Origin of the sequence: Rhodoferax sp., assembly GCF_028715765.1 — a bacterium.
Taxonomy (GTDB): domain Bacteria; phylum Pseudomonadota; class Gammaproteobacteria; order Burkholderiales; family Burkholderiaceae_C; genus Rhodoferax.
In genome coordinates, this window is record NZ_JAQURE010000025.1 from 1 (window position 1) to 18,365 (window position 18,365).

Annotated in this window: 19 protein-coding genes and 1 pseudogene; 10 read left to right on the top strand and 10 right to left on the bottom strand. The window is 56.7% G+C overall.

The window, feature by feature from the left end:
• Positions 1-83: 83 nt before the first annotated feature.
• Positions 84-365, top strand: a complete 282-nt coding sequence (locus tag PHT20_RS10055) for a hypothetical protein (protein WP_301020429.1) — start codon at positions 84-86, stop codon at positions 363-365.
• A 573-nt stretch (positions 366-938) separates the two neighbouring features.
• On the opposite strand, the gene PHT20_RS10060 is transcribed toward PHT20_RS10055, so the two are convergent.
• The gene (locus PHT20_RS10060; protein ID WP_366520919.1) at positions 939-1,361 is read right to left on the bottom strand and encodes a transposase; all 423 of its coding nucleotides are present in this window, start codon (positions 1,359-1,361) and stop codon (positions 939-941) included.
• Between the two features lie 366 nt (positions 1,362-1,727).
• On the opposite strand from PHT20_RS10060, the gene PHT20_RS10065 reads away from it, so the two are divergent.
• Complete coding sequence (locus PHT20_RS10065) at positions 1,728-2,189, top strand: transposase (RefSeq protein ID WP_301020430.1); 462 nt, start codon at positions 1,728-1,730, stop codon at positions 2,187-2,189.
• 415 nt (positions 2,190-2,604) lie between these two features.
• On the opposite strand, the pseudogene PHT20_RS10070 reads toward PHT20_RS10065, so the two are convergent.
• Positions 2,605-2,796: pseudogene (locus PHT20_RS10070) on the bottom strand (hypothetical protein); the annotation flags it as partial.
• A gap of 118 nt (positions 2,797-2,914) precedes the next feature.
• Between PHT20_RS10070 and PHT20_RS10075 the strand changes: the two are divergent.
• Entirely contained in the window at positions 2,915-3,058 is a 144-nt protein-coding gene (locus PHT20_RS10075; protein WP_301020431.1) for a hypothetical protein, read from the top strand.
• Positions 3,059-3,628: 570 nt separating this feature from the next.
• On the opposite strand, the gene PHT20_RS10080 is transcribed toward PHT20_RS10075, so the two are convergent.
• From PHT20_RS10080 to PHT20_RS10100, 5 genes are all read right to left on the bottom strand, one after another.
• Entirely contained in the window at positions 3,629-5,482 is a 1,854-nt protein-coding gene (locus PHT20_RS10080; protein ID WP_301020432.1) for a PAS domain S-box protein, read from the bottom strand.
• Positions 5,483-5,982: 500 nt separating this feature from the next.
• Positions 5,983-7,212: an IS110 family transposase gene (locus tag PHT20_RS10085; RefSeq protein ID WP_301020433.1), complete on the bottom strand. Its 1,230-nt coding sequence runs from the start codon at positions 7,210-7,212 to the stop codon at positions 5,983-5,985.
• A gap of 366 nt (positions 7,213-7,578) precedes the next feature.
• Positions 7,579-8,202, bottom strand: a complete 624-nt coding sequence (locus PHT20_RS10090; protein ID WP_301020434.1) for a tyrosine-type recombinase/integrase — start codon at positions 8,200-8,202, stop codon at positions 7,579-7,581.
• 422 nt (positions 8,203-8,624) lie between these two features.
• The gene (locus tag PHT20_RS10095; protein ID WP_301020435.1) at positions 8,625-8,867 is read right to left on the bottom strand and encodes a pirin-like C-terminal cupin domain-containing protein; all 243 of its coding nucleotides are present in this window, start codon (positions 8,865-8,867) and stop codon (positions 8,625-8,627) included.
• Positions 8,868-9,151: 284 nt separating this feature from the next.
• Positions 9,152-10,033 (bottom strand): LysR family transcriptional regulator, encoded by an 882-nt coding sequence (locus PHT20_RS10100; RefSeq protein WP_301020436.1) that lies wholly within the window; start codon positions 10,031-10,033, stop codon positions 9,152-9,154.
• A 166-nt stretch (positions 10,034-10,199) separates the two neighbouring features.
• On the opposite strand from PHT20_RS10100, the gene PHT20_RS10105 reads away from it, so the two are divergent.
• The 5 genes from PHT20_RS10105 (at position 10,200) to PHT20_RS10125 (ending at position 13,822) form a co-directional block, all read left to right on the top strand.
• Positions 10,200-10,832 (top strand): NAD(P)-binding domain-containing protein, encoded by a 633-nt coding sequence (locus tag PHT20_RS10105; protein WP_301020437.1) that lies wholly within the window; start codon positions 10,200-10,202, stop codon positions 10,830-10,832.
• A 45-nt stretch (positions 10,833-10,877) separates the two neighbouring features.
• The gene (locus PHT20_RS10110; protein ID WP_301020438.1) at positions 10,878-11,693 is read left to right on the top strand and encodes a class III extradiol ring-cleavage dioxygenase; all 816 of its coding nucleotides are present in this window, start codon (positions 10,878-10,880) and stop codon (positions 11,691-11,693) included.
• A 16-nt stretch (positions 11,694-11,709) separates the two neighbouring features.
• Positions 11,710-12,390 (top strand): phospholipase, encoded by a 681-nt coding sequence (locus PHT20_RS10115; protein ID WP_301020439.1) that lies wholly within the window; start codon positions 11,710-11,712, stop codon positions 12,388-12,390.
• A gap of 14 nt (positions 12,391-12,404) precedes the next feature.
• Positions 12,405-12,902, top strand: a complete 498-nt coding sequence (locus PHT20_RS10120; protein ID WP_301020440.1) for a hypothetical protein — start codon at positions 12,405-12,407, stop codon at positions 12,900-12,902.
• 251 nt (positions 12,903-13,153) lie between these two features.
• The gene (locus PHT20_RS10125) at positions 13,154-13,822 is read left to right on the top strand and encodes a trimeric intracellular cation channel family protein (protein WP_301020441.1); all 669 of its coding nucleotides are present in this window, start codon (positions 13,154-13,156) and stop codon (positions 13,820-13,822) included.
• 185 nt (positions 13,823-14,007) lie between these two features.
• Here PHT20_RS10125 and PHT20_RS10130 read toward each other — a convergent pair whose 3' ends face one another.
• Genes PHT20_RS10130 through PHT20_RS10140 form a run of 3 tightly spaced genes read right to left on the bottom strand, consistent with a single transcriptional unit; the run spans position 14,008 to position 16,636 of the window.
• Positions 14,008-14,184, bottom strand: coding sequence for a pirin-like C-terminal cupin domain-containing protein (locus tag PHT20_RS10130; protein WP_366520920.1), 177 nt, complete (start codon positions 14,182-14,184; stop codon positions 14,008-14,010).
• A 27-nt stretch (positions 14,185-14,211) separates the two neighbouring features.
• Positions 14,212-14,931: a GntR family transcriptional regulator gene (locus tag PHT20_RS10135; RefSeq protein WP_301020442.1), complete on the bottom strand. Its 720-nt coding sequence runs from the start codon at positions 14,929-14,931 to the stop codon at positions 14,212-14,214.
• 4 nt (positions 14,932-14,935) lie between these two features.
• Positions 14,936-16,636 (bottom strand): sigma-54-dependent Fis family transcriptional regulator, encoded by a 1,701-nt coding sequence (locus PHT20_RS10140; protein ID WP_301020443.1) that lies wholly within the window; start codon positions 16,634-16,636, stop codon positions 14,936-14,938.
• 408 nt (positions 16,637-17,044) lie between these two features.
• On the opposite strand from PHT20_RS10140, the gene PHT20_RS10145 reads away from it, so the two are divergent.
• On the top strand, positions 17,045-17,284 hold the full coding sequence (locus tag PHT20_RS10145) for a phenol hydroxylase subunit (protein WP_161124065.1): 240 nt from the start codon (positions 17,045-17,047) through the stop codon (positions 17,282-17,284).
• Positions 17,285-17,335: 51 nt separating this feature from the next.
• Positions 17,336-18,331 carry an aromatic/alkene monooxygenase hydroxylase subunit beta gene (locus tag PHT20_RS10150; protein WP_301020444.1) on the top strand — a complete coding sequence of 332 codons (996 nt, stop codon included), beginning with the start codon at positions 17,336-17,338 and terminating at the stop codon, positions 18,329-18,331.
• Positions 18,332-18,365: the final 34 nt, after the last annotated feature.

Sequence of the window (18,365 nt, forward strand, 5' to 3'; positions counted from 1 at the left end):
TTAGTGGGGACAACATCTCATCTCAGGACGATATCCGGGCTGCGGCCCAGGAAGAGTTTGATCACCTCAAACAATAAGCAGCCATGCCATGGATCGGTATGCTGGAGAACTGGCAGATGGCACTTTCAAAAAGACTGGAGCGTTCTGCCGAAGACATTGTTGAAAACAGCCTGTTGGCGACAGACTTTTCAAATGCCAGTGTTCGCGTTCAATTTGAGGATGGCACCGATCTGACGTTTCGGCATGCGTTTTACGTAGGGGAGACGCCCGCTGATGGTGCCATCCATCGAATTGCAGTGTTTACCGAGCATTGCGGATATCAGGAATTCTGGATTGGCTCCAGTGATCGAATTTCGGAGAATTGAAAGCCGGGGAGCCTGGGCCGCAGAAGGCGGAAAATCCCAGGTAACGAAGGAGTCGGCGGAATCGTTAACGCTGCATGCGTAACAGTTTCATCGACCACATGAAGTCACATCGCCTGGCGAAGTGCCAAGATCGTCATGGAGACGAACATCGCAGCAAAATGTATGTCTATCTTCGAAAAAGGGTGTCGTGGTGCTTTTTCCTGCATGCGCGAGGTGCCGTAAATGTTGCTTGCGCTCGACCTGTGTTTGTGAGCCCAGCGCGCCGCGGCCCGCCCATTTGGTGTTGATAAACATTTGAGCTAAGCTTGCACCTGCACGCCAAAATCGGTAGTTCATTGGTGCCTTTAGTGCCCGATTAAGTGAGCATGGTTTGGGGCTGATTGCGAGCATTACATTGGTGGAGCTTACGCTACCCCGTTCGAAAGATTGCCATATTTACGCCAGCCCTGCGTGCACCTTTTACTGAGCGGTCAGTCACTGTTGCATGCGCGTCTAACTTTTAGTCCTGCGTAACTTGTTGATCTCATTACTTTGATGTTTCTCGAAAGCCCGGTATCAGGCAAACATACTAATTCAGGCGAAGCAGGGCTGAAGTGGTGAACCTTTGAAGGCTGCGGCGAGGGAATCAAAGATGTTGACCCATTGCTTGTGCATGGTGGCGCAATAAGAGCGGATGACGCAGTAGTTTGTCGCACCCAAGGGTGTGCGAAAGCAGCCGGATACTTTTTGCTTGACCTTGGGCATACGAACGGTCTGTTCGGCCAAGTTGTTTGTGAATGGCACGTCTGGCTGTGTCATGAAGCGCCAAACGTCGTTGCTGTAATCACGCAGTCGGCCAATCAAATTGGCCAAGACCCGCGCACTGTGCGTTCCGCTACTATTTGCACAGGTTAGAAAAAGTGTGTTGTTGCCAAAGGGTACAGCCACGACTCGTTCACTGTGTATTCCGCTACTACGTTGAACGACACAAAAGTATGTTGAGATCGAACGCAGCACACACTAAACCTCGTTCACTGTGTCTTCCGCTACTAGCATGACGGGAAAAAACCAGAATAGATGCCCCAGTGTGTATTCCGCTACTAATTTGTGTCTGACCGAAAACCCCCATTTTTTTGAAAATGCTGTGCCTAAAATTTAGACGCATAGGGTTTACCCTCAATATTTTTTGATCTCATCGCTGGCAAATTTCCCTTCGCCACGCAAAACCCAAAATCTGACCAATTTGCGCCCGAGCTTCACCCCAGAATCTCACAATTCTGAGCCCCCAAATCGAATCCGCCGTGCGCTTGCTGGCATTTGTAACGATCACTATTGATACGGCCCGATTAAGTTTGAAGTCATTTTTCTACTGCCCGCCTATAGATGCCCAAGCTGAAAGTTCAAACTTCACAGGGCCGCATCTATAAGCAAGAACACATTGAATTGAAGTTGGCAGACCGCAGTCGGCAGACATTACACCGCCCCGCAAGGCGGTTAGCCGATCTCGAAACCTTTCCACCGGCGGCCAAAGTGCTGCAGAGCATGACCGCGCACTGGGCTGGCTTGACAGTTTTTGTCGCCAGCCCATGGGTAAAAATTGACAATTACGCGGCCGAGCGCAGCATGCGCATACCAGTCGTTGGAAGAAAAAACTTTAACGGCTCAGGATCTGTAGGATCCGCAGAATTGGCCGCCACGATGTACAGCTTGTTTGCCACCATGAAGCTGTGGGGCCTGAATCTGCGAACCTGGCTCACACTGCCTATTTGCAGGCCTGCGCCGATAATGGCAATGCGCCGCCCGCATCCAGCAGACCGTGGCACCAGGTTCACTGGTGCACAGTGATGGCTCCGGTGCCTACAGGAAAGCACAAATACGCAAAAAAGCTCGTTCACTGTGCGTTCCGCTACTATTCGTGCCAGCAAGGACACCAGACTGCCCCAATGTGTGTTCCGCTACTATTTGCACAGTTTAGAAAAAGTGTGTTGTTGCCAAAGGGTACAGCCACGACTCGTTCACTGTGTCTTCCGCTACTAGCATGACGGAAAAACACCAGAATAGCTGCCCCCAGTATGTATTCCGCTACTACGTTGACCGAATCGGTTCCGGAAGAATTTAGCGGCCCGAAGGGAGAGCAGGCAACCCTCCTGACTAAAGTCGATTCTCTTAGCACTGGCGGTCAAAACGCTTCGTTCGGGGACTCATTAGTCAACCATTCACCAGCGTCGCATGAGAGTGAACCAAACCGTGGGAGGCAAGATCATGCGGCCTGGCGTGCGTGCGACGAGTTCGCGCATGGCATCTTGGTCAATTCTGCAAGTCTCGCCACGGAGAATTCGCCATTTAGTACAGCGACCCTGACCTGCGCCAAGCAGTGCGCTCCTTCGTCGGTCCACCGCATTTGTTGCTTCTTCGCCATGCGATGGCTGACAACCTGATTCACTGCAGATTCAGTACCAGCCGCATCACAGCGGCGGTTCATCCCCACGTGCATGGGGAACACGGAATGAGCTCCATGCCTGATTTGCCAAACATCGGTTCATCCCCACGTGCATGGGGAACACTGCAATGTGCCTCAGCATGATGGTTTGCAGCTCGGTTGTCGCAAGACACAAGCGCTGTCGCACCTGGGCGAGCTGCATGCCTTGCGTGATAACTTGCTGATCCAGCTGGCTTTGCTGATTCGCGAATGCCACCACACCGCCGGTGCCTGAATGGAAGTCATTCGACGCGTTTCGCGATTCTCTACCACGGCGCGATCGAGGCAAATCCGACCTGGAATAGATTCAAAACCTATTTCGGTAGAGGGGTGCGCTCACACTTCGATGCATCGGAAGCACGACGAACGCAGTCTGCGAGCCACGAGTTTATTCTTTCATGCGGGAGCACCCGAAAGGTGAACGCATGAAGAAGTCTCTCCTCCAAAGCAGCCACCAGCGAGTGACGGCAGTTGGCCAAGAACGGAAGTGGATTTTCGTTCTCCGTGGCAGTCATTGTCATTCAGTAATGCCACTTGCGGCAGTTCCTGCGTCAGCAGACTCGACGTGAAATCGGATTGAATTCCGGCCGGCGTCCTTGGCCTGCTACATGGCTACATCGGCTGACTTCAATATCTCATCCTGACTTAGTTCATCACTTGCTACAGCGAACGTGCCACTTGGTAACTCCTTGCGAATGCGCGTCGCATGGCTGCCAAACGACATATCGACCGCCCCATCCACTGAAGCCAATCCTGGAATTTCACCAAGTCCCTTCTCACACTAATTTCCACACCGCTGCGCACTTCAAGGTTCCACCATTGGCTCGTACTCAACGCAGTTACGCCCATTTTCCTTTGCACGGTAAAGGGCGTTGTCTACCAATCGCAATAGGCCCTCAACTTCTGAACTATTGTCCGGGTAGACTGAAATGCCAGCCGAAAAGGTGGCTTCAACACTGAATGTGCCGTGTATTACAGGTCTAGCAGCCAAGGTGCTCTGCCAATTCTTTGCCCGCACCAGCGCCTGGTCCGTGCTCATATTGGGCAATGCAACCAAGAATTCTTCTCCTCCATAGCGACAGATGATGTCGCCTTCGCGCGCACCATGCAAAAGAATCGATGCCATGGCCTTCAATACCGAGTCACCGGTCGGGTGGCCATAGGTGTCGTTGATTCGCTTAAAGTGATCAAGGTCTAACATGATCAATGCGAGCGAATATCCTTCACGTTTGGCTCGCGACAGTTCACGAGGGAGCGTTTCCTCCATGTACCGACGGTTGTGCAGACCCGTCAGTGAATCGCGCACAGCCTGCTCTTTCAATTGCGTCTGCAGCGCCAGTATCTCCTGCAACTGTTCTTGCAGCCGGACATTTGCATCCTCGAGCCGTCTCTCATGCTGTTTGCTGGCATCAATGTCTCGGGTGATCCCGTTGTAGCCGATGACCCTACCGTCAGGGTTGTAGCTCGTAGTGGAGCTCACTTCTGTCCAGACGCTGGTGCCATCTTTGCGGATTTGGGGAGCTCGAAATACAAACTGGGGATCCACTTTGCCCAGTTCTTCATCTGCTCGCCGCTTGGCACTCAAGTCGGTGATTATCGACTTTCCCTCCGGAGTGAACAGTTCCAGGACAGATCGACCCAATACCTCGTCCTTGGAAAACCCGCGCAAGCGCTGGTCAGCGCCGTTGATGTACGTGAATCGCATCTGTGAGTCAAGTTCCCAGACTACATCACCGGTGTTCTCCGCAAGGAAACGGAAACGCTCCTCACTGACTCTCAGTGCCAATTCCATGTTCTTGCGCTCATCAATGTCGCGCATGATTCCGTTAAATGCGGTGATGACACCGTTCTGGCCATAAATGGGGTTTGAATTGATTTCTGCCCAGAACGGTTTACCTGACTTGCGAATATGGGGAACCTCAAACCTGAGTGCAACATTGACTTTTCCAAGTGCTTCGTTCTCCTTTCGCTTGACCATCATGGCCGCAACGGTAGTGCGCCCCTGAGGCGTAAAGAACTCCATCACAGGGCGGCCAATAATCTCTTCCTGGGAAAATCCACTGAGGTGGGTGTAGGCCGCGTTGACGTAGGTAAAGCGCATCTGACCGTCAAGCTGCCAGACCGTGTCCGCCGTGTTTTCTGCCAGAAAGCGAAATTTCTCCTCACTGGCACGCAAGGCAATTTCTGCCTTCTTACGTTCCGTAATGTCCTCTGCGAAGACAGCGACACGCCGCACCACACCATCATGGTCAATGGCAGGAATCAGGCTGTGTCGATAGTGGACGCCATTTCGCTCATCCTCAAGAAAGACCGGTACACGTTGAGTCTCTGCCTGCTTGACGATAGAGCGGCGTCCAATGGATGTTGCTTCATCAAAGAGCGAAAACACATTGCGTCCAATCAGCTCACCGAGTTCAATCCCGAAGTGAGTCGTGGATTTGCTGTTTGCACAAACGATTGTCCCTTCGAGATCAATTAGCAACGAAATACCAGGGGTTGCGTTGATCAGGGCCTGGAGTTCAGTCTCGCTTGTATACAGACCCAAAGGAGTAGAGTGGCAAGTAATCGTCATCGCGCCATTTTGCAACGCTTTGGCCTTGCCTCCAAAGAAGATTGCGGACTTTTTGGTGAGCACTGGACGACTGGTCCTGAATTCCACGTCCGACAGCTATGGGCACGATGGAGTTGGTGGTGAAGGTCGGCCGACCTGTCTCCAAAATCATGAAACTGGCTTACCCGGAACCGGGTACTGGTGGCCGTCAGGTAACGCTGCAGTGCCGACCACCAATTTGAAAAACTGATTTTCACGGCTGAATGACCGCTCCCGAGATTCGGGCGCCAAAAACGAAAGTCTGCTTCCGGCGAAATTGAAGGTCAGCTTTCCCACTTTCCGGTGGTGTCCTTGCGGCTCTGTTGAACGGCGGGTAAGGGTCTTAAAGAGCCGGACAGTGGTGAATCTTGGGTGACTGCACCCCAACTACCACTGTGATTTCACGCCTCAGACTGGCCGCTCTAAAGCTGACAATCGGCGGCTGCATAGTTCACACCCGGGCAAACAGCCGCCGACTTTAACGTGAAAGAAACGTACCTGTAAACGAGCACGATCCTGACCCCTGCAAGGTCAATCGCACATCAAGGTAATCTCAACTGATCAGTGTCTCAGGCGGATGCTGGCACGAACCCATGCTTGGTCAACATCTGCAACCACCGTGGCGCGTTGCGCGCCACCATCAATGCCTCGTAGTCCACGGTCTTGTCCACGTAGTGCGTCTTTTTGCTCAACATGGCGTAGATCGTGCGCAGCATCTTGTGCCCCAGCGCCACAATCGAACGCTTGTGACCCTTGCGCACTTTCAGGGCTTGAAACTTGTCTTTGAGTGCACAGCGACTGCGCCCGGCGGCCTGTGCAAACTCGCACAACAAGCGACGCACCCAGGCGTTTCCCTTCCTGATGCGCCCACTCTTTCGCTTTGCCGCCGATTCGTTGTTGCCCGGACACATCCCCACCCAACTGGCCAGTCGCTGGGCGCTGCCAAAGACACTCATGTCAGAGCCAATCTCAACCAGCAGCATGGCCGCACCCATCAGGTCAATGCCAGGCAAGGTTTGCAGCAGTTGCAAAGGAACGCTGTAACCAGCGCTGTGCAAGGAACGCAGTAACTCAGAGTCAAAGCGAGCCATGCGCACTTCAAGCTCCTCAATATGCGCCATGATCTCGCCCAGCACAAATCGATGCGCTGGTGTGATCTCTTCGGCCTGCAAGGCCTCAAAGATCTCTTCCCGGCTGGCACGCAGGCGATTGCTGGCCAGGCTCAATACGTCGGGCACGCTCTTGCCTGCGATCAGTGCCTTCACCATGGCGCGTGCCGATTGCCCGTGCAAATCAGAGACCACCACGCCCAAACGGATGCCCGCATCGGTGAGCAATTTGTGCAGCCGGTTTTTCTCAGCAGCGAGTATGCTGCCGAGCTTTTGGCGCTGGCGCGCAATGTGGCGCAGGCTGCGAAGGTCCGCCTTGGCGATGAAGGAGGCGCGCAAAAGCCCAGCGCGTGCCAGCGAGGCCAGCCACTGCGCATCAGCCACGTCGGTCTTGCGACCCGGCACCGCTTTGACATGGCGAGCGTTGACGACCCAGGCGATGATGCCCACCCCCTCCAGCGCCGCGTAAGGGCTCTTCCAGTAAATGCCGGTGCTCTCCATGACGACCACATCCGGGCCGATTGAGCGCGCCCACTCGGCCAGCGCCTTGCGGTCGCGCTTGAAGCCACCAAACTGCCGCAACTCATACGTCACACTGCCGTCGGGCTGTTCGGTGATGGCGCAGCCCGTGATTTGCGCTTGATGCACGTCCAGACCTATTGAGCGTTTGTAGATGGGAGCAATGTCCATCGATTTCCTCCAGTTGATGTGTAAACTTCAAAACTGGAGGTGCTGGAGTGCCCCACCGAAATTGCTTGTCTGAGCTCAACACTCAGCAGCCCTATTTAACGTGAGATCTCATCGGGCAACCGATGGAGTCAATTCGGGGTACGAGTCGGTGAAGGCGTGCCAAGTTAGCTATCGGGATGCCTGCTCCCAAAGAATTTTCTCGGCATCTACCCCGGCACCTCCACCCTCAAGTTTCTTTCATCATCCGGGGTGTCGGCTTGGATTCATGAAAGTTAGGAGCACCAAACCAAGTTCTCTCTCAGAATTTGTGAAATTGTCCGAGCTCAGCACTACAGCTTTCAGTCTGTCTTAAGGTTTTCGGCGAGGTCAAGCCTCCGTGTCCTCGGCCATTTCCAGGGCGTCATCAACCTCAATTCCCAGATACCTCACGGTGCTTTCAATTTTTGCATGGCCAAGTAAAAGTTGCACAGCCCGCAGGTTTTTGGTGCGTCGGTAGATGAGCGACGCCTTGGTACGCCTCATGGAATGGGTTCCGTATGCGGCGGGGTCGAGGCCAATCTCACGCACCCAGTTGTCAACGATGCGGGCATACTGACGGGTTCCCAGATGCGGGGAGTCATGTATTCGGCTTGGGAATAAGAAGTCTTCAGACCTCAGATTGGCCTCTTTGATCCAAGCACTCACCGCTTCCTGGGTGGGTGGGGTAATCTCGAATTGCACCGGCCTGGCGGTCTTTTGCTGCATGATGATGGCGCGTGCAGCTACGCGATCACCATGACAGATGTCACGAACCTTGAGTTTCACCAGATCGCAAGCCCGTAACTTACTGTCGAGCCCCAAATCGAACATGGCCAGTTCTCTGACCCGGTGTTCGACCTGCAATCGCACGCGGATGGCCCAGATTTCCTTCAGTTTGAATGGCGCCTTTTGGCCCACCAACTTGTCCTTGTTCCACGGTTCGTGGTGGGACTTGTTGCTTGATTCTTCCATGATGAATTCCTTGTAGTTGAAAGGAATTCAACTTTCCCGCTTTTTGGCGGCGATGGCCAGTACGATTTTCAGCTTTAGCGCAGGTAGTTTGAAACTTCTGATCTTCATCAAAAATGGCAAGCGGCCAGCCAAATTTCCCGAGTGGTCGACCGTTTAAGACCCATAAGAGCCGCTCACGACTGGCAGCTTTCCGGTTGTCCAGTTCAACTCCAGCCAGAAGCCTTTCGTGGCATTCGGCTACGTGCCCATGGCGGTCAGCCACCGTTGGAGGAAGAAGTCATTCAACTTGGCGCATGAAAATCCGCATGCTGTCGTTCATAACCTGAAGGCCGTTTGCGTCGTTGCAGTTGCATCTCGGTGAGCTTGGCTGATTACCCCACCCACTTGGGGCCCTGCACTCGATCAGTCTCCCCAGGGATGGACTAAAAACCACCGTCTTCCCAGCGCTTGGCAGCATGGGCGATGCGCTCACGATCCGTTGCCACGTAGTTCCACCACATCCGAACAGACTGCGCCAGAGGCGCGCCACCAATGACCACCAGCCTGACACCTTGCGCACCAGCGTGCAAAATGGCACCTGAACCTCCAGGCAGAACGGCCATCTCCTGAGCCTCAATCGTCTGACCATCAAGATAAAAACTGAGCTGCGCACTGTAAATCGCCATTTCAGCGGCCAGCGCGTACGCCGTTGTGATCGGCCACACAGCGACGAAACGTGCTCAGTGGACGGTACAGCATGAGTTGCGCAAATACGAGCGTTCCTTGGTGCATGACGGTTTTGGGCAGGCTTCCGCAAAAAACCGACAGTCTGACGCGCCACGACGTTCAAATCGACACCAGACTTAAACACCAAATTTGACAAGTAAATCATTAACTTACGACGTTTCAATGTAACAACGTTGGGACACTACTGACGAAATACCTGCCATCTGGTTCGCGTTTGCAAGGGTCACCAGTTTGTCTCACTCTTCACAAAATGCAGCGCCAAAAAATCAATCAGCGCACGCACCTTGGCTGAGACATGTTTGCGCGTCGGGTAGACCGCGTAAATGCCGATTTCAATTGACCGATACTGCGGCATCAATTCAAGCAGACTTCCGTCGGACAAATCCTTGCCCACCAGAAAACCTGGCTGCAAGATGACACCCTGATCCGCCAGGGCCGCGGCGCGGCAGGTGTCGCCGCTGTTGGTGTGAATGCAGGGATTTGTTTTGACCCGCACCGGCCCGTCTGGCCCGTCAAAGTGCCATTCATCCTTGGTTGACCAGTGGCTGTAGGAAATGACTGCATGCTGCGCCAGTTCTGCCGGATGTGTGGGTGTGCCGTGTTGTTGAAGGTAACGCGGTGACGCACACAACACCATGCGTGTGGTGGCCAGCCGCTTGCTCACCAGGGTTGAGCTTTCCAGTGTGGCGATGCGGATCGCCATGTCGAACCCTTCCTCCACCAGATCAACCAGCCGGTCCGCCAGAATCACCTCCAGAGTGACTTTTGGGTGTTGGGCTTTGAACACGCCCCACAGCGGCGCCAGATGAAGAATGCCAAAGGTGAACGGGGCATTGACCCTCAGCAAGCCACTGGCAGCGTCGCTGCGTGCGGTGACTTCGTCTTCTGCCTCTTGTAGTTCAGCCATCAGGTCTTTGCTGCGGCCGTAAAACACCCGGCCTTCGTCGGTCAGGGACAGGCGCCGTGTGGTGCGGTGCAGCAAGCGCACGCCCAGGCGGCTTTCCAGGTCCACCACATACCGGGACACCGCCGCTTTGGACATGTCCAGCGCATCGGCGGCCTTGACGAAGCTGCCAGCATCGACCACCGCTATGAAGGTCTGCATTTCAAGGAATCTGTCCACTGTCTCTCCTAGTGAAACAATAAATCACTATTTTAGATATTTATCTAATTATTAGAAGCCAATACAGTACATGCCATGCATCACAAACGTCTGATTAGCCAATGTGGTGTCTAACTCTCAACCTGCTTTATTCACATAAGGAATCATCATGAAAGTCACAGTCATCGGCGCCGGCCACATGGGCGCAGCCTTGGTCAAACAACTCACCCGCGCTGGCCACCAGGTCACCGTGACAGCCCGCAACCTCGAAAAAGCGCAGGCCCTGGCAGCAGCCCACCCCGGCGCTGCCGCCGTCATCGCGGCCAATGCGGCTGCCTCCGCGGATGTGGTAGTGCTGGCCACCGGTTATGGCGACGCGGTCGCGGCACTCAAGGGAGCGGGGGATCTGGCGGGCAAGGTGGTCATCGACATCACCAACCCACTCACCGCCGACTACATGGGTTTGACGCTGGGCCACAACACCTCGGCGGCCGAAGAAATCGCCAAGGCGATTCCCGGTGCCGAGGTGGTCAAGGCCTTCAATACGGTCTTTGCCCAGGTGTTGTCTGAGGGTGCTGACTTTGTCAACGGCCAGACTGTGCCGGTCTTTGTGGCCGGCGACAGCGGGGGCGCCAAGCAAACCGTGAAGGCACTGGCCGAGAGCATGGGTTTTGCAACCGTGGACGCCGGCGGCCTGAAGAACACACGCTACCTGGAACCGGTTGCCGGCCTGAACATTTACCTGGCCTATGGGGCGGGCCAGGGCACGTCGATAGCGCCCACTTGGATCAAGCGCGCCTGAACCGCGAATGCTGACCTAAACTGAAACGAAACCAACGGAGTTGCCATGACATCCACGCCCAAAGCCCCTGTATTTTTCATCTCGCATGGTGCACCAACCTTCGCCATTGAGCCGGGACAACTTGGTCCTCAATTGCAGGCGCTGGGCCGGCAACTGTCTGAACTCAAGGCGGTGCTGGTGGTGTCGCCGCACTGGCAAACGAGGGGCGTGAAGGTCATGGGCACGACCCAGCCAGAAACAGTGCATGATTTTGGTGGTTTCCCTGCCAGCTTGTACACCTTGACGTACCCAGCGGCGGGTCAGCCTGAGCTGGCCAGGGAGGCGGCCCGGCTGCTGACTGCGGCGGGTTTCGCTGCAGAACTTGACGAGCACCGTGGGCTTGACCATGGCGCCTGGGTGCCACTGATGCACCTGTTGCCGGATGCCAAAGTGCCGGTGTTTCAGGTGTCGCTGCCTGTCAGCCTGACACCTGAGCAAGCGGTGCAGATGGGCCAGGCACTGGCACCGCTGCGTGAGCAGGGTGTGCTGATTGTTGCCTCGGGCAGCATGACACACAACTTGTACGAACTGCACCCACCTGGCAGCCAGCCAGTCGCCTACGCAACGGAATTCGCCACCTGGGTGAAAACCGCAGTGCTGGCCAACGCCCGCCATCCGCTCATTCACTACCGCGCCGAGGCGCCCCATGCCGAACGGGCGCACCCGACGCAAGAGCACTTTTTGCCCCTGCTGGTGGCCATGGGGGCACAGACGGAAGCCGACCAAGTGCGATACATCGAGGGGGACATCACCCACGGTGTGTTGTCCATGGACTCGTATGTCTGGGGCATGCCCGCCGCCGTTGACAACGCCATCGCCTGACCCATTGGAGCCACACATGATTGCAGCCACCTCCCTGTCTGATCTATACAGCCAGGACGAATTCGGCCTGGTCTATCGGTTGGCGCAACCGGTGCCACAGACACCCCGCAAAGTGGTGATTCTTTTGCACGGCGTTGGCGGCAATGAGACCAACTTGCTGGGCCTGGCAGCGGGCATGGACCCGCACACCCTGCTGATTTTTCCGCGTGGCCCGCTGCAACTCGGGGCCCAGCAATTTGCCTGGTTTCGGGTGACGTTCACTGCGGCGGGTCCCAGCATCGTGGCGGAAGAAGCCGAGCAAAGCCGGGTTGCCCTGATCCACTTTGTGCAGCAGGTGCAGGCCAGGCATGGCATTGCACCGATGGACACGGTGATTGCGGGTTTCAGTCAGGGCGGCATTCTGAGTGCCAGTGTGGCACTGAGCGCGCCTAAGCTGGTCAAGGGATTTGCCCTGTTGTCCGGCCGCATCCTGCCCGAGCTAAAACCCCACATTGCAGACCCCGTGAAACGGGCGCACCTGCAGGCATTCATCGGCCATGGTGAGTTGGATACCAAGCTGCCGCTGAGCTGGGCGAAACGGTCTGACCAGTGGTTGAGTGAACTCGGTGTGGCACACCTGACGCGTCTGTACCCGGTCGGCCACACCATCAGCACTGCCATGCGGGACGATTTTTTGAACTGGCTTGAAGGCCTTTGAATGAGGACGTTTGCATGACGGTAACACCCACGGGGACCCGCACGACGCTACATATTGGCATTGACTTCACCCGTGTCACACGCACCGGTGGTGGCCAGCCTGATGACACCCTAGTGCTGAGGATCAGTTCAGGTAAAACGGCCACGGACTTTTTCAAACACTTACCCCCGACGCCGTTTGAGTTGGAAAACGCCATCATGGCGGTGGAGGACGAGGTAATTCGCGCGGGCAAGTGGTTGGCGCAGGGCTCAGCCCTGTGCACTCGCGACCTTGGCATCCGCGAGATCGCCCAACTGGCCGGTGTGGCCGACCGTGCCTGCATGGTTTTGTCGGTGGAGGCTGTCGAGCAACAGTTTGACTTCCTGGCCGCCTGGGTGCAGGGGCGACCTGGGTCGAGTGCGGGCATTCCGCTCGACTCAGGCTTTGCCGCCAGCTTGCTGATCTTGCGTGAGTTCATGCACAACCTACAGTTTGCGTCGATCGTCATCGAGCCTGATCACACGCAGTTGTGATCAGGCTCGCGCGCATTCGTGCCACCGTTTTGGGTCAACTATCACATGGGGAGGTGTGCCTGATGGGTGTGTGTGCATCCGAGCTTACTCTCCGGCCAAGGCTTTTTTACGGCGACCCCACAGGGCCAGTCGATTGCTCCTGCCAGTCGAACGGTTTTACGCGAACTAACAGCGGACATGGGATGCGATACTGATTGTCATGCTGTTGAATTTCCTGTTCTCCGACACGGCGGCTGACGCCTGATTGACCGATGACCATTTCCCGCTTGACCGAAATCCTCACCTTATCCAACACTCAGATTGCGATTGAAGCCGCGGCCACCCTGGCGTTTGCGCTATCAGGGCTGATCGAGGCCGCGCGCAAGCGGCTTGATGTCGTGGGGATTTGCATGGTGATGGGGCTGACGGCCTTTGGCGGGGGCACGCTGCGTGATATCTTGCTGGACCGGCGGCCATTTTTCTGGGTGCAACATGCGGGATGGTTGTGGGTGTTGCTGGCCCTTTGCATTGCGGCGATGGTCTTCATGCGGGCCCGACATTTCGAGCCGACCGAACGGGCCTTGCAGTGGCCCGACGCCCTGGGTCTTGGGCTCTTCACGGCCGGCGGAACACAGATCGCCCTTGATATTCATATGCCGATGTTCGTGGCGGTTTTAATGGGCATGGTCACCGCGGTGTTTGGTGGAGTGATGCGCGACATCGTGTGCAATGAAATTCCCAGAGCGTTTCGCGACCACCAACCCTATGCGGTTTGTTCTTTTGTGGGTGGCTGGGTCATGATTGCGGCCCAATCCGCAGGGGCACCTCAGTGGGTGGGTCTGGTGGGCGCCGCCGCAACGGCGACTCTTTTACGCTTAGTCGCGCTCCAACGGGGCTGGAGCCTGCCCGGTTGGCGCGCGGGTGACTCAGAGAATTACTGACAGGCGTCTTTCGCGTTGGCACGCTTGATTAACTCTCTTGCGAATTTCCACGGCGTGAGAGTAACGAGCTTTATAAATAAAAGTCTGGCCTTGGTGAGGCAGGGCAGATTCAAGTCTAATGTGCAGCCGCGGAATTCGAAGGCCATTTCCGCTAGAAGACCATCTCTAAAATCACTCAATGTTCGTTAGATTTCATCCTGTGAGTTCATCATAAACAGTCCGTACTGAAAAATCGGCGGGCTAAAAGGCTGGCCTGCAATTGGCAGTACCTCGGCGCCTAGAGACTCATTCTTAAGTTGAGTCGTTTCAGGATTGCTCGCGCCAGAGGTAGTGGCATCGCAGTAGGGTTGAGGCTCCAGGATTGATCAATTTTTTCGTTTGACCTGCTGCTACTTCAGTTCCGCTTGTTTCGTCTGCAATCGCACGATGTCATGCGTCAACCGGATATGCGCTTCCAGTGCCAATGCCGCGCGCGCCTCTTGTCGGCTCAATGCGGCACGAAAGATGTCTTCGTGTTCCTTGTGCACATCGCGTCCGCTTGCGTGGGCGGCGGTCAGCCGCCAGTTGATGTTGCGGTAGCGTTCAGCGTGGCGGTACAGGATGGACAGGAGGTACTTGCTCCAGTTTGAATCAAAGCCTGCAATCAGTGCCTCATGAAAGGATTTGTTGCGTCGCTCCCAGAGGTCAGAGCCGGACTCTGCCAAATCTCTTTCGGTTTTGCTCAACAGATCGTAGCTTTGCTGCAGCGCTGCTTCCCACTGAGCATCCCCATGGCGGATGGACTGGCGCAAGGCATCTGTTTCCAACATCACCCGGGTATTGGTCACGTCCTCCAGATCAGTCATTGAGATCGGCGCCACCCGGAAACCCCGCTGGCCTTCCGAGGTCACCAGTGCATCCGATACCAGCAAGGACAAGGCCTCGCGCAGGGTGCCGGCGCCCACCTCGTACTGGTCTTTCAGGTGCTCCACGCGCAGGCGCTCGCCGGGCGCCAGCTTGCCGCTGATCACGTCGTGACGCAGGCCAAGGTAGGCGCGCTCGACCAGGGTGCGCGGGAGGTGCGGTTCGGCCTCAACGTGGCTGGCCGCCGGTCGCTTGAGCTGGTGCATCACATCACTCCTGAGCCGGTTTGCTTGCGGGGGCGTCGGCCTCACTGGCGTGCTGACGCTTCAGCCGGTAAGCCAGCTGAGGTCGAGTCAGGCCCAGCAGGCGGGCGGCTTCTGACAGGTTGCCACTTGCGCGCGCCACCGCATGGTCCAGCACACGGGCTTCGATCTCGTCGAGCGAGCTGCCGCTGTTGAGAATGCGGGTGCTCAGGTCGTCATCCTGGGCGCTGGGCAACCTGACCAGCTGGCCATTGGCGTTCAGACCTGTCTGGGCGGTATCGGGCTGGTTCGGAAACAGGTGTTCCACTTCGACCATGCCGGCCTGGGTTGCCAGGATCACACCGCGCTCGATCAGGTTTTCCAGCTCGCGCACGTTGCCAGGCCAGTCATGCTGGCGCAGCGCCTGCAATGCGCGCTCTTCAATGCCCATCACCCGCTTACCGTGCAGTGCGCAAAAACGGGCCAGCATGGCCTGCGCCAGCGGCTCAATGTCGGCCTTGCGCTCACGCAGCGGCGGGATGCAAATCGGGTACACATTGAGTCGGTACATCAGGTCAGCCCGGAAACGTCCGGCCTGCACGGCCTGCGCCAGGTCCACGTTGGTGGCCGCCACCAGACGCACATTGACCTTGCGCGTGGTTTCGCCGCCGACGCGTTCGATTTCACCTTCCTGCAGCACGCGCAGCAGCTTGGTTTGGGCGGCCATCGGCATTTCACCCACCTCGTCAAGCAGCAAGGTGCCGCCGTCCGCGCGCTCGAAGCGACCCGCGCGCGCGGCATGGGCGCCGGTGTAAGCGCCTTTCTCGACGCCAAACAGTTCGGCCTCGATCAGCTCAGCCGGCAGGGCGGCGCAATTCACCGCCACAAACGGTTTGTCCGCGCGGTTGGAGAGTTCATGCAGGGCGCGTGCAAAGCGCTCCTTGCCCACACCGGTCTCTCCGGTCAACAGCACCGTGGCCTGCGTTGGCGCCACTTTTTGCATCAGCGTGTAGGCTTTGCGAAAACCAAGGGAGTCACCAATCAGCTGGCCACCCAGGCTGACAGGCTCCAGTGTCGACTTCAGCGCCTCCACCTGCGATTGCAGTGCTTCCATCTTGTCCATCAGCGAGTCGTCGGTGAAATAAACGCGATGGGCTTCGCCATCGGGCCATTCCTCGATCGGGCGCCCGACGATCTGGCAATGGTCTGCGCCACAAGCGGCGCAGAGGGTTTCCTTGTACAAAATCAGCCGGCCCATGAAGGCACTGGTGTAGCCGCTGGCGTAGCCCAGCAGCGTCCAGCAGGACGGTTCGTCCACCAGGCCGAACTTTTGCCGGTGGGCGTAGGCCTCCCAGGAATCGTCGCAGCGGAAGTCGGCATTAAACAGGCCAGCCGCGATGTCGAACGTGATTTTGACGGGCGTGACCCGCGCCGCGCCTTCGAGCATGTGCAGTTGAGGCCCGACCAGGAAGCTGTCCTGCACGCTCTCGCCGGGCCGTGTTTTTTTGGCGTACTCGGCGTCCGACAGGCCTGAGGCGTAACCCATGCGCGTCAGGATGCGCCGCGCGTGCTCGGTGCCGACCGAATTGATCAGGTCCTGACGCAGGGCGGCCAGCGCGGCGGTGTGCATCAACACCATGCGCCGGTCCCCCAACCAGATGGCGCCGCTGTCGGGTTCAAAGCGCAGCAGACGGCGCAAATCCTTGTCCGGGGGGTATTTGAAGCTCATGGGCGGATCATCTCACGGTAGGGTGAAGACAGTTATCTCGATATTTTCAAACCGATGCAGGTTCTTGGGGGCGACCTGGGTTGCGGCTGTCAATTTTTTACCATTTGGTAAATTTTACGTGTTTCGACTCATTCAAATAGGCAAAACTCGAAAATCGAAGCTTGATTTTGGGCTAAGGGTTAACCCGTAAGCGCTCTGAAGGCGACCGTTTTTGGCACGATGAGGACCTCCATTTCTAGGGGTTATCCCTAGGAATATCGAGATTATTGGCGTCTGGGGCAAAGCTGGCAAGGTCCTTGCAAAGTCTTGTCTGTCTTACTTGTTACAGCCCAGCCATGTTCCTTACTTCACTCACCGATCTGACCGCAAGGTCCTGTTCGCTGTCAAACGATTACCAAGGTGTCTGCCATGAATAAGTCTATAGCCCCCGGTGCCAACGAGCCCGCCGTCGATGTCAAACACAAGTTTGTGCGCATCAGGGAAACCCTCCCAAGCGGTCTGGTGTGTTTTGAGTTCGCCATTGGTTGGCCCGAGTTGTTTGTTGATTTGATGTTGCCCCAAGCTGCTTTTGACGATTTTTGCGTTCAAAACCAGGTGCAACTGTTGGGTCAGTTGGGGTCAGAGCACGTCACTTCGCGAGTGGTCTGACCCGCAAGGTTTTCAATCCCTTCGTCGTTTTTTTTAAAAAGGATAGCCCCTATGTCAGTTGATCTCCACACGCGTGAAATCAAGCCCCTGCGCAACACCTTTAGCCACACGGCCAAATACGTTGGCAATGACAAACCAGCGTCGCGCTACCAGGAAGCCACGCTTGACACCCAGCCCACCGACAACTTCCACTACCGCCCGACTTGGGACCCCGAGCACGAGATCTTCGACAAGTCACGCTCGGCCATCAAGCTCGCCGACTGGAACGTGTTGCGTGACCCGCGCCAGTACTACTACGCCACCTGGACCATGGCCCGGGCCCGCCAGCAGGACGCGATCGAGTCGAGCTATGACTTTGTCCAGTCGCGCGGCCTGGTCGCCAAGATGTCGGACGCCGTGCGCAGCAAGGCCTGCGAAGTGCTGATGCCACTGCGCCATGTGGCTTGGGGCGGCAACATGAACAACAGTTCCATCGGCGCTTACGGCTACGGCACGCCGTTCACCGCGCCTGCCATGTTCCACGCCATGGACCACTTGGGCGCGGCGCAGTTCATCACCCGCCTGGGTCTGGCCCTCGATGAGCCCGCCATTCTGGACGCCGGCAAGAACGACTGGCTCAACGCCGCCTGCTGGCAGCCGCTGCGCCACTATGTTGAAGACACGCTGGTGGTGCAGGACCCGTTCGAGTTGTTCATTGCGCAAAACCTGGCGCTCGACGGCCAGCTCTATCCGCTGATTTACGGCAACTTCGTCGATGATCACATTGCCTTGCAGGGCGGCACCGCGGTCTCGATGCTGGCTGCCTTCATGCCCGAGTGGCATACCGAGAGCGCACGCTGGATTGACGCGGTGGTCAAGGTGGCCGCGGCTGAATCCGACGAGAACCGCCAGCTGATCTCGGGCTGGGTGAAAGCCTGGACGGATCGCGCCCAGACCGCCCTGACACCGGTGGCCGAGCTGGCGCTGGGTGCCCACGGGGTCGACATCTTGCAAGAGGTGCGCGAGGCGCTCGACTTGCGCTGCAAAAAAGCCGGTCTGGTGGCCTGAGCGCGCCAAGCCCTTCATTCATTCACGAAAGACC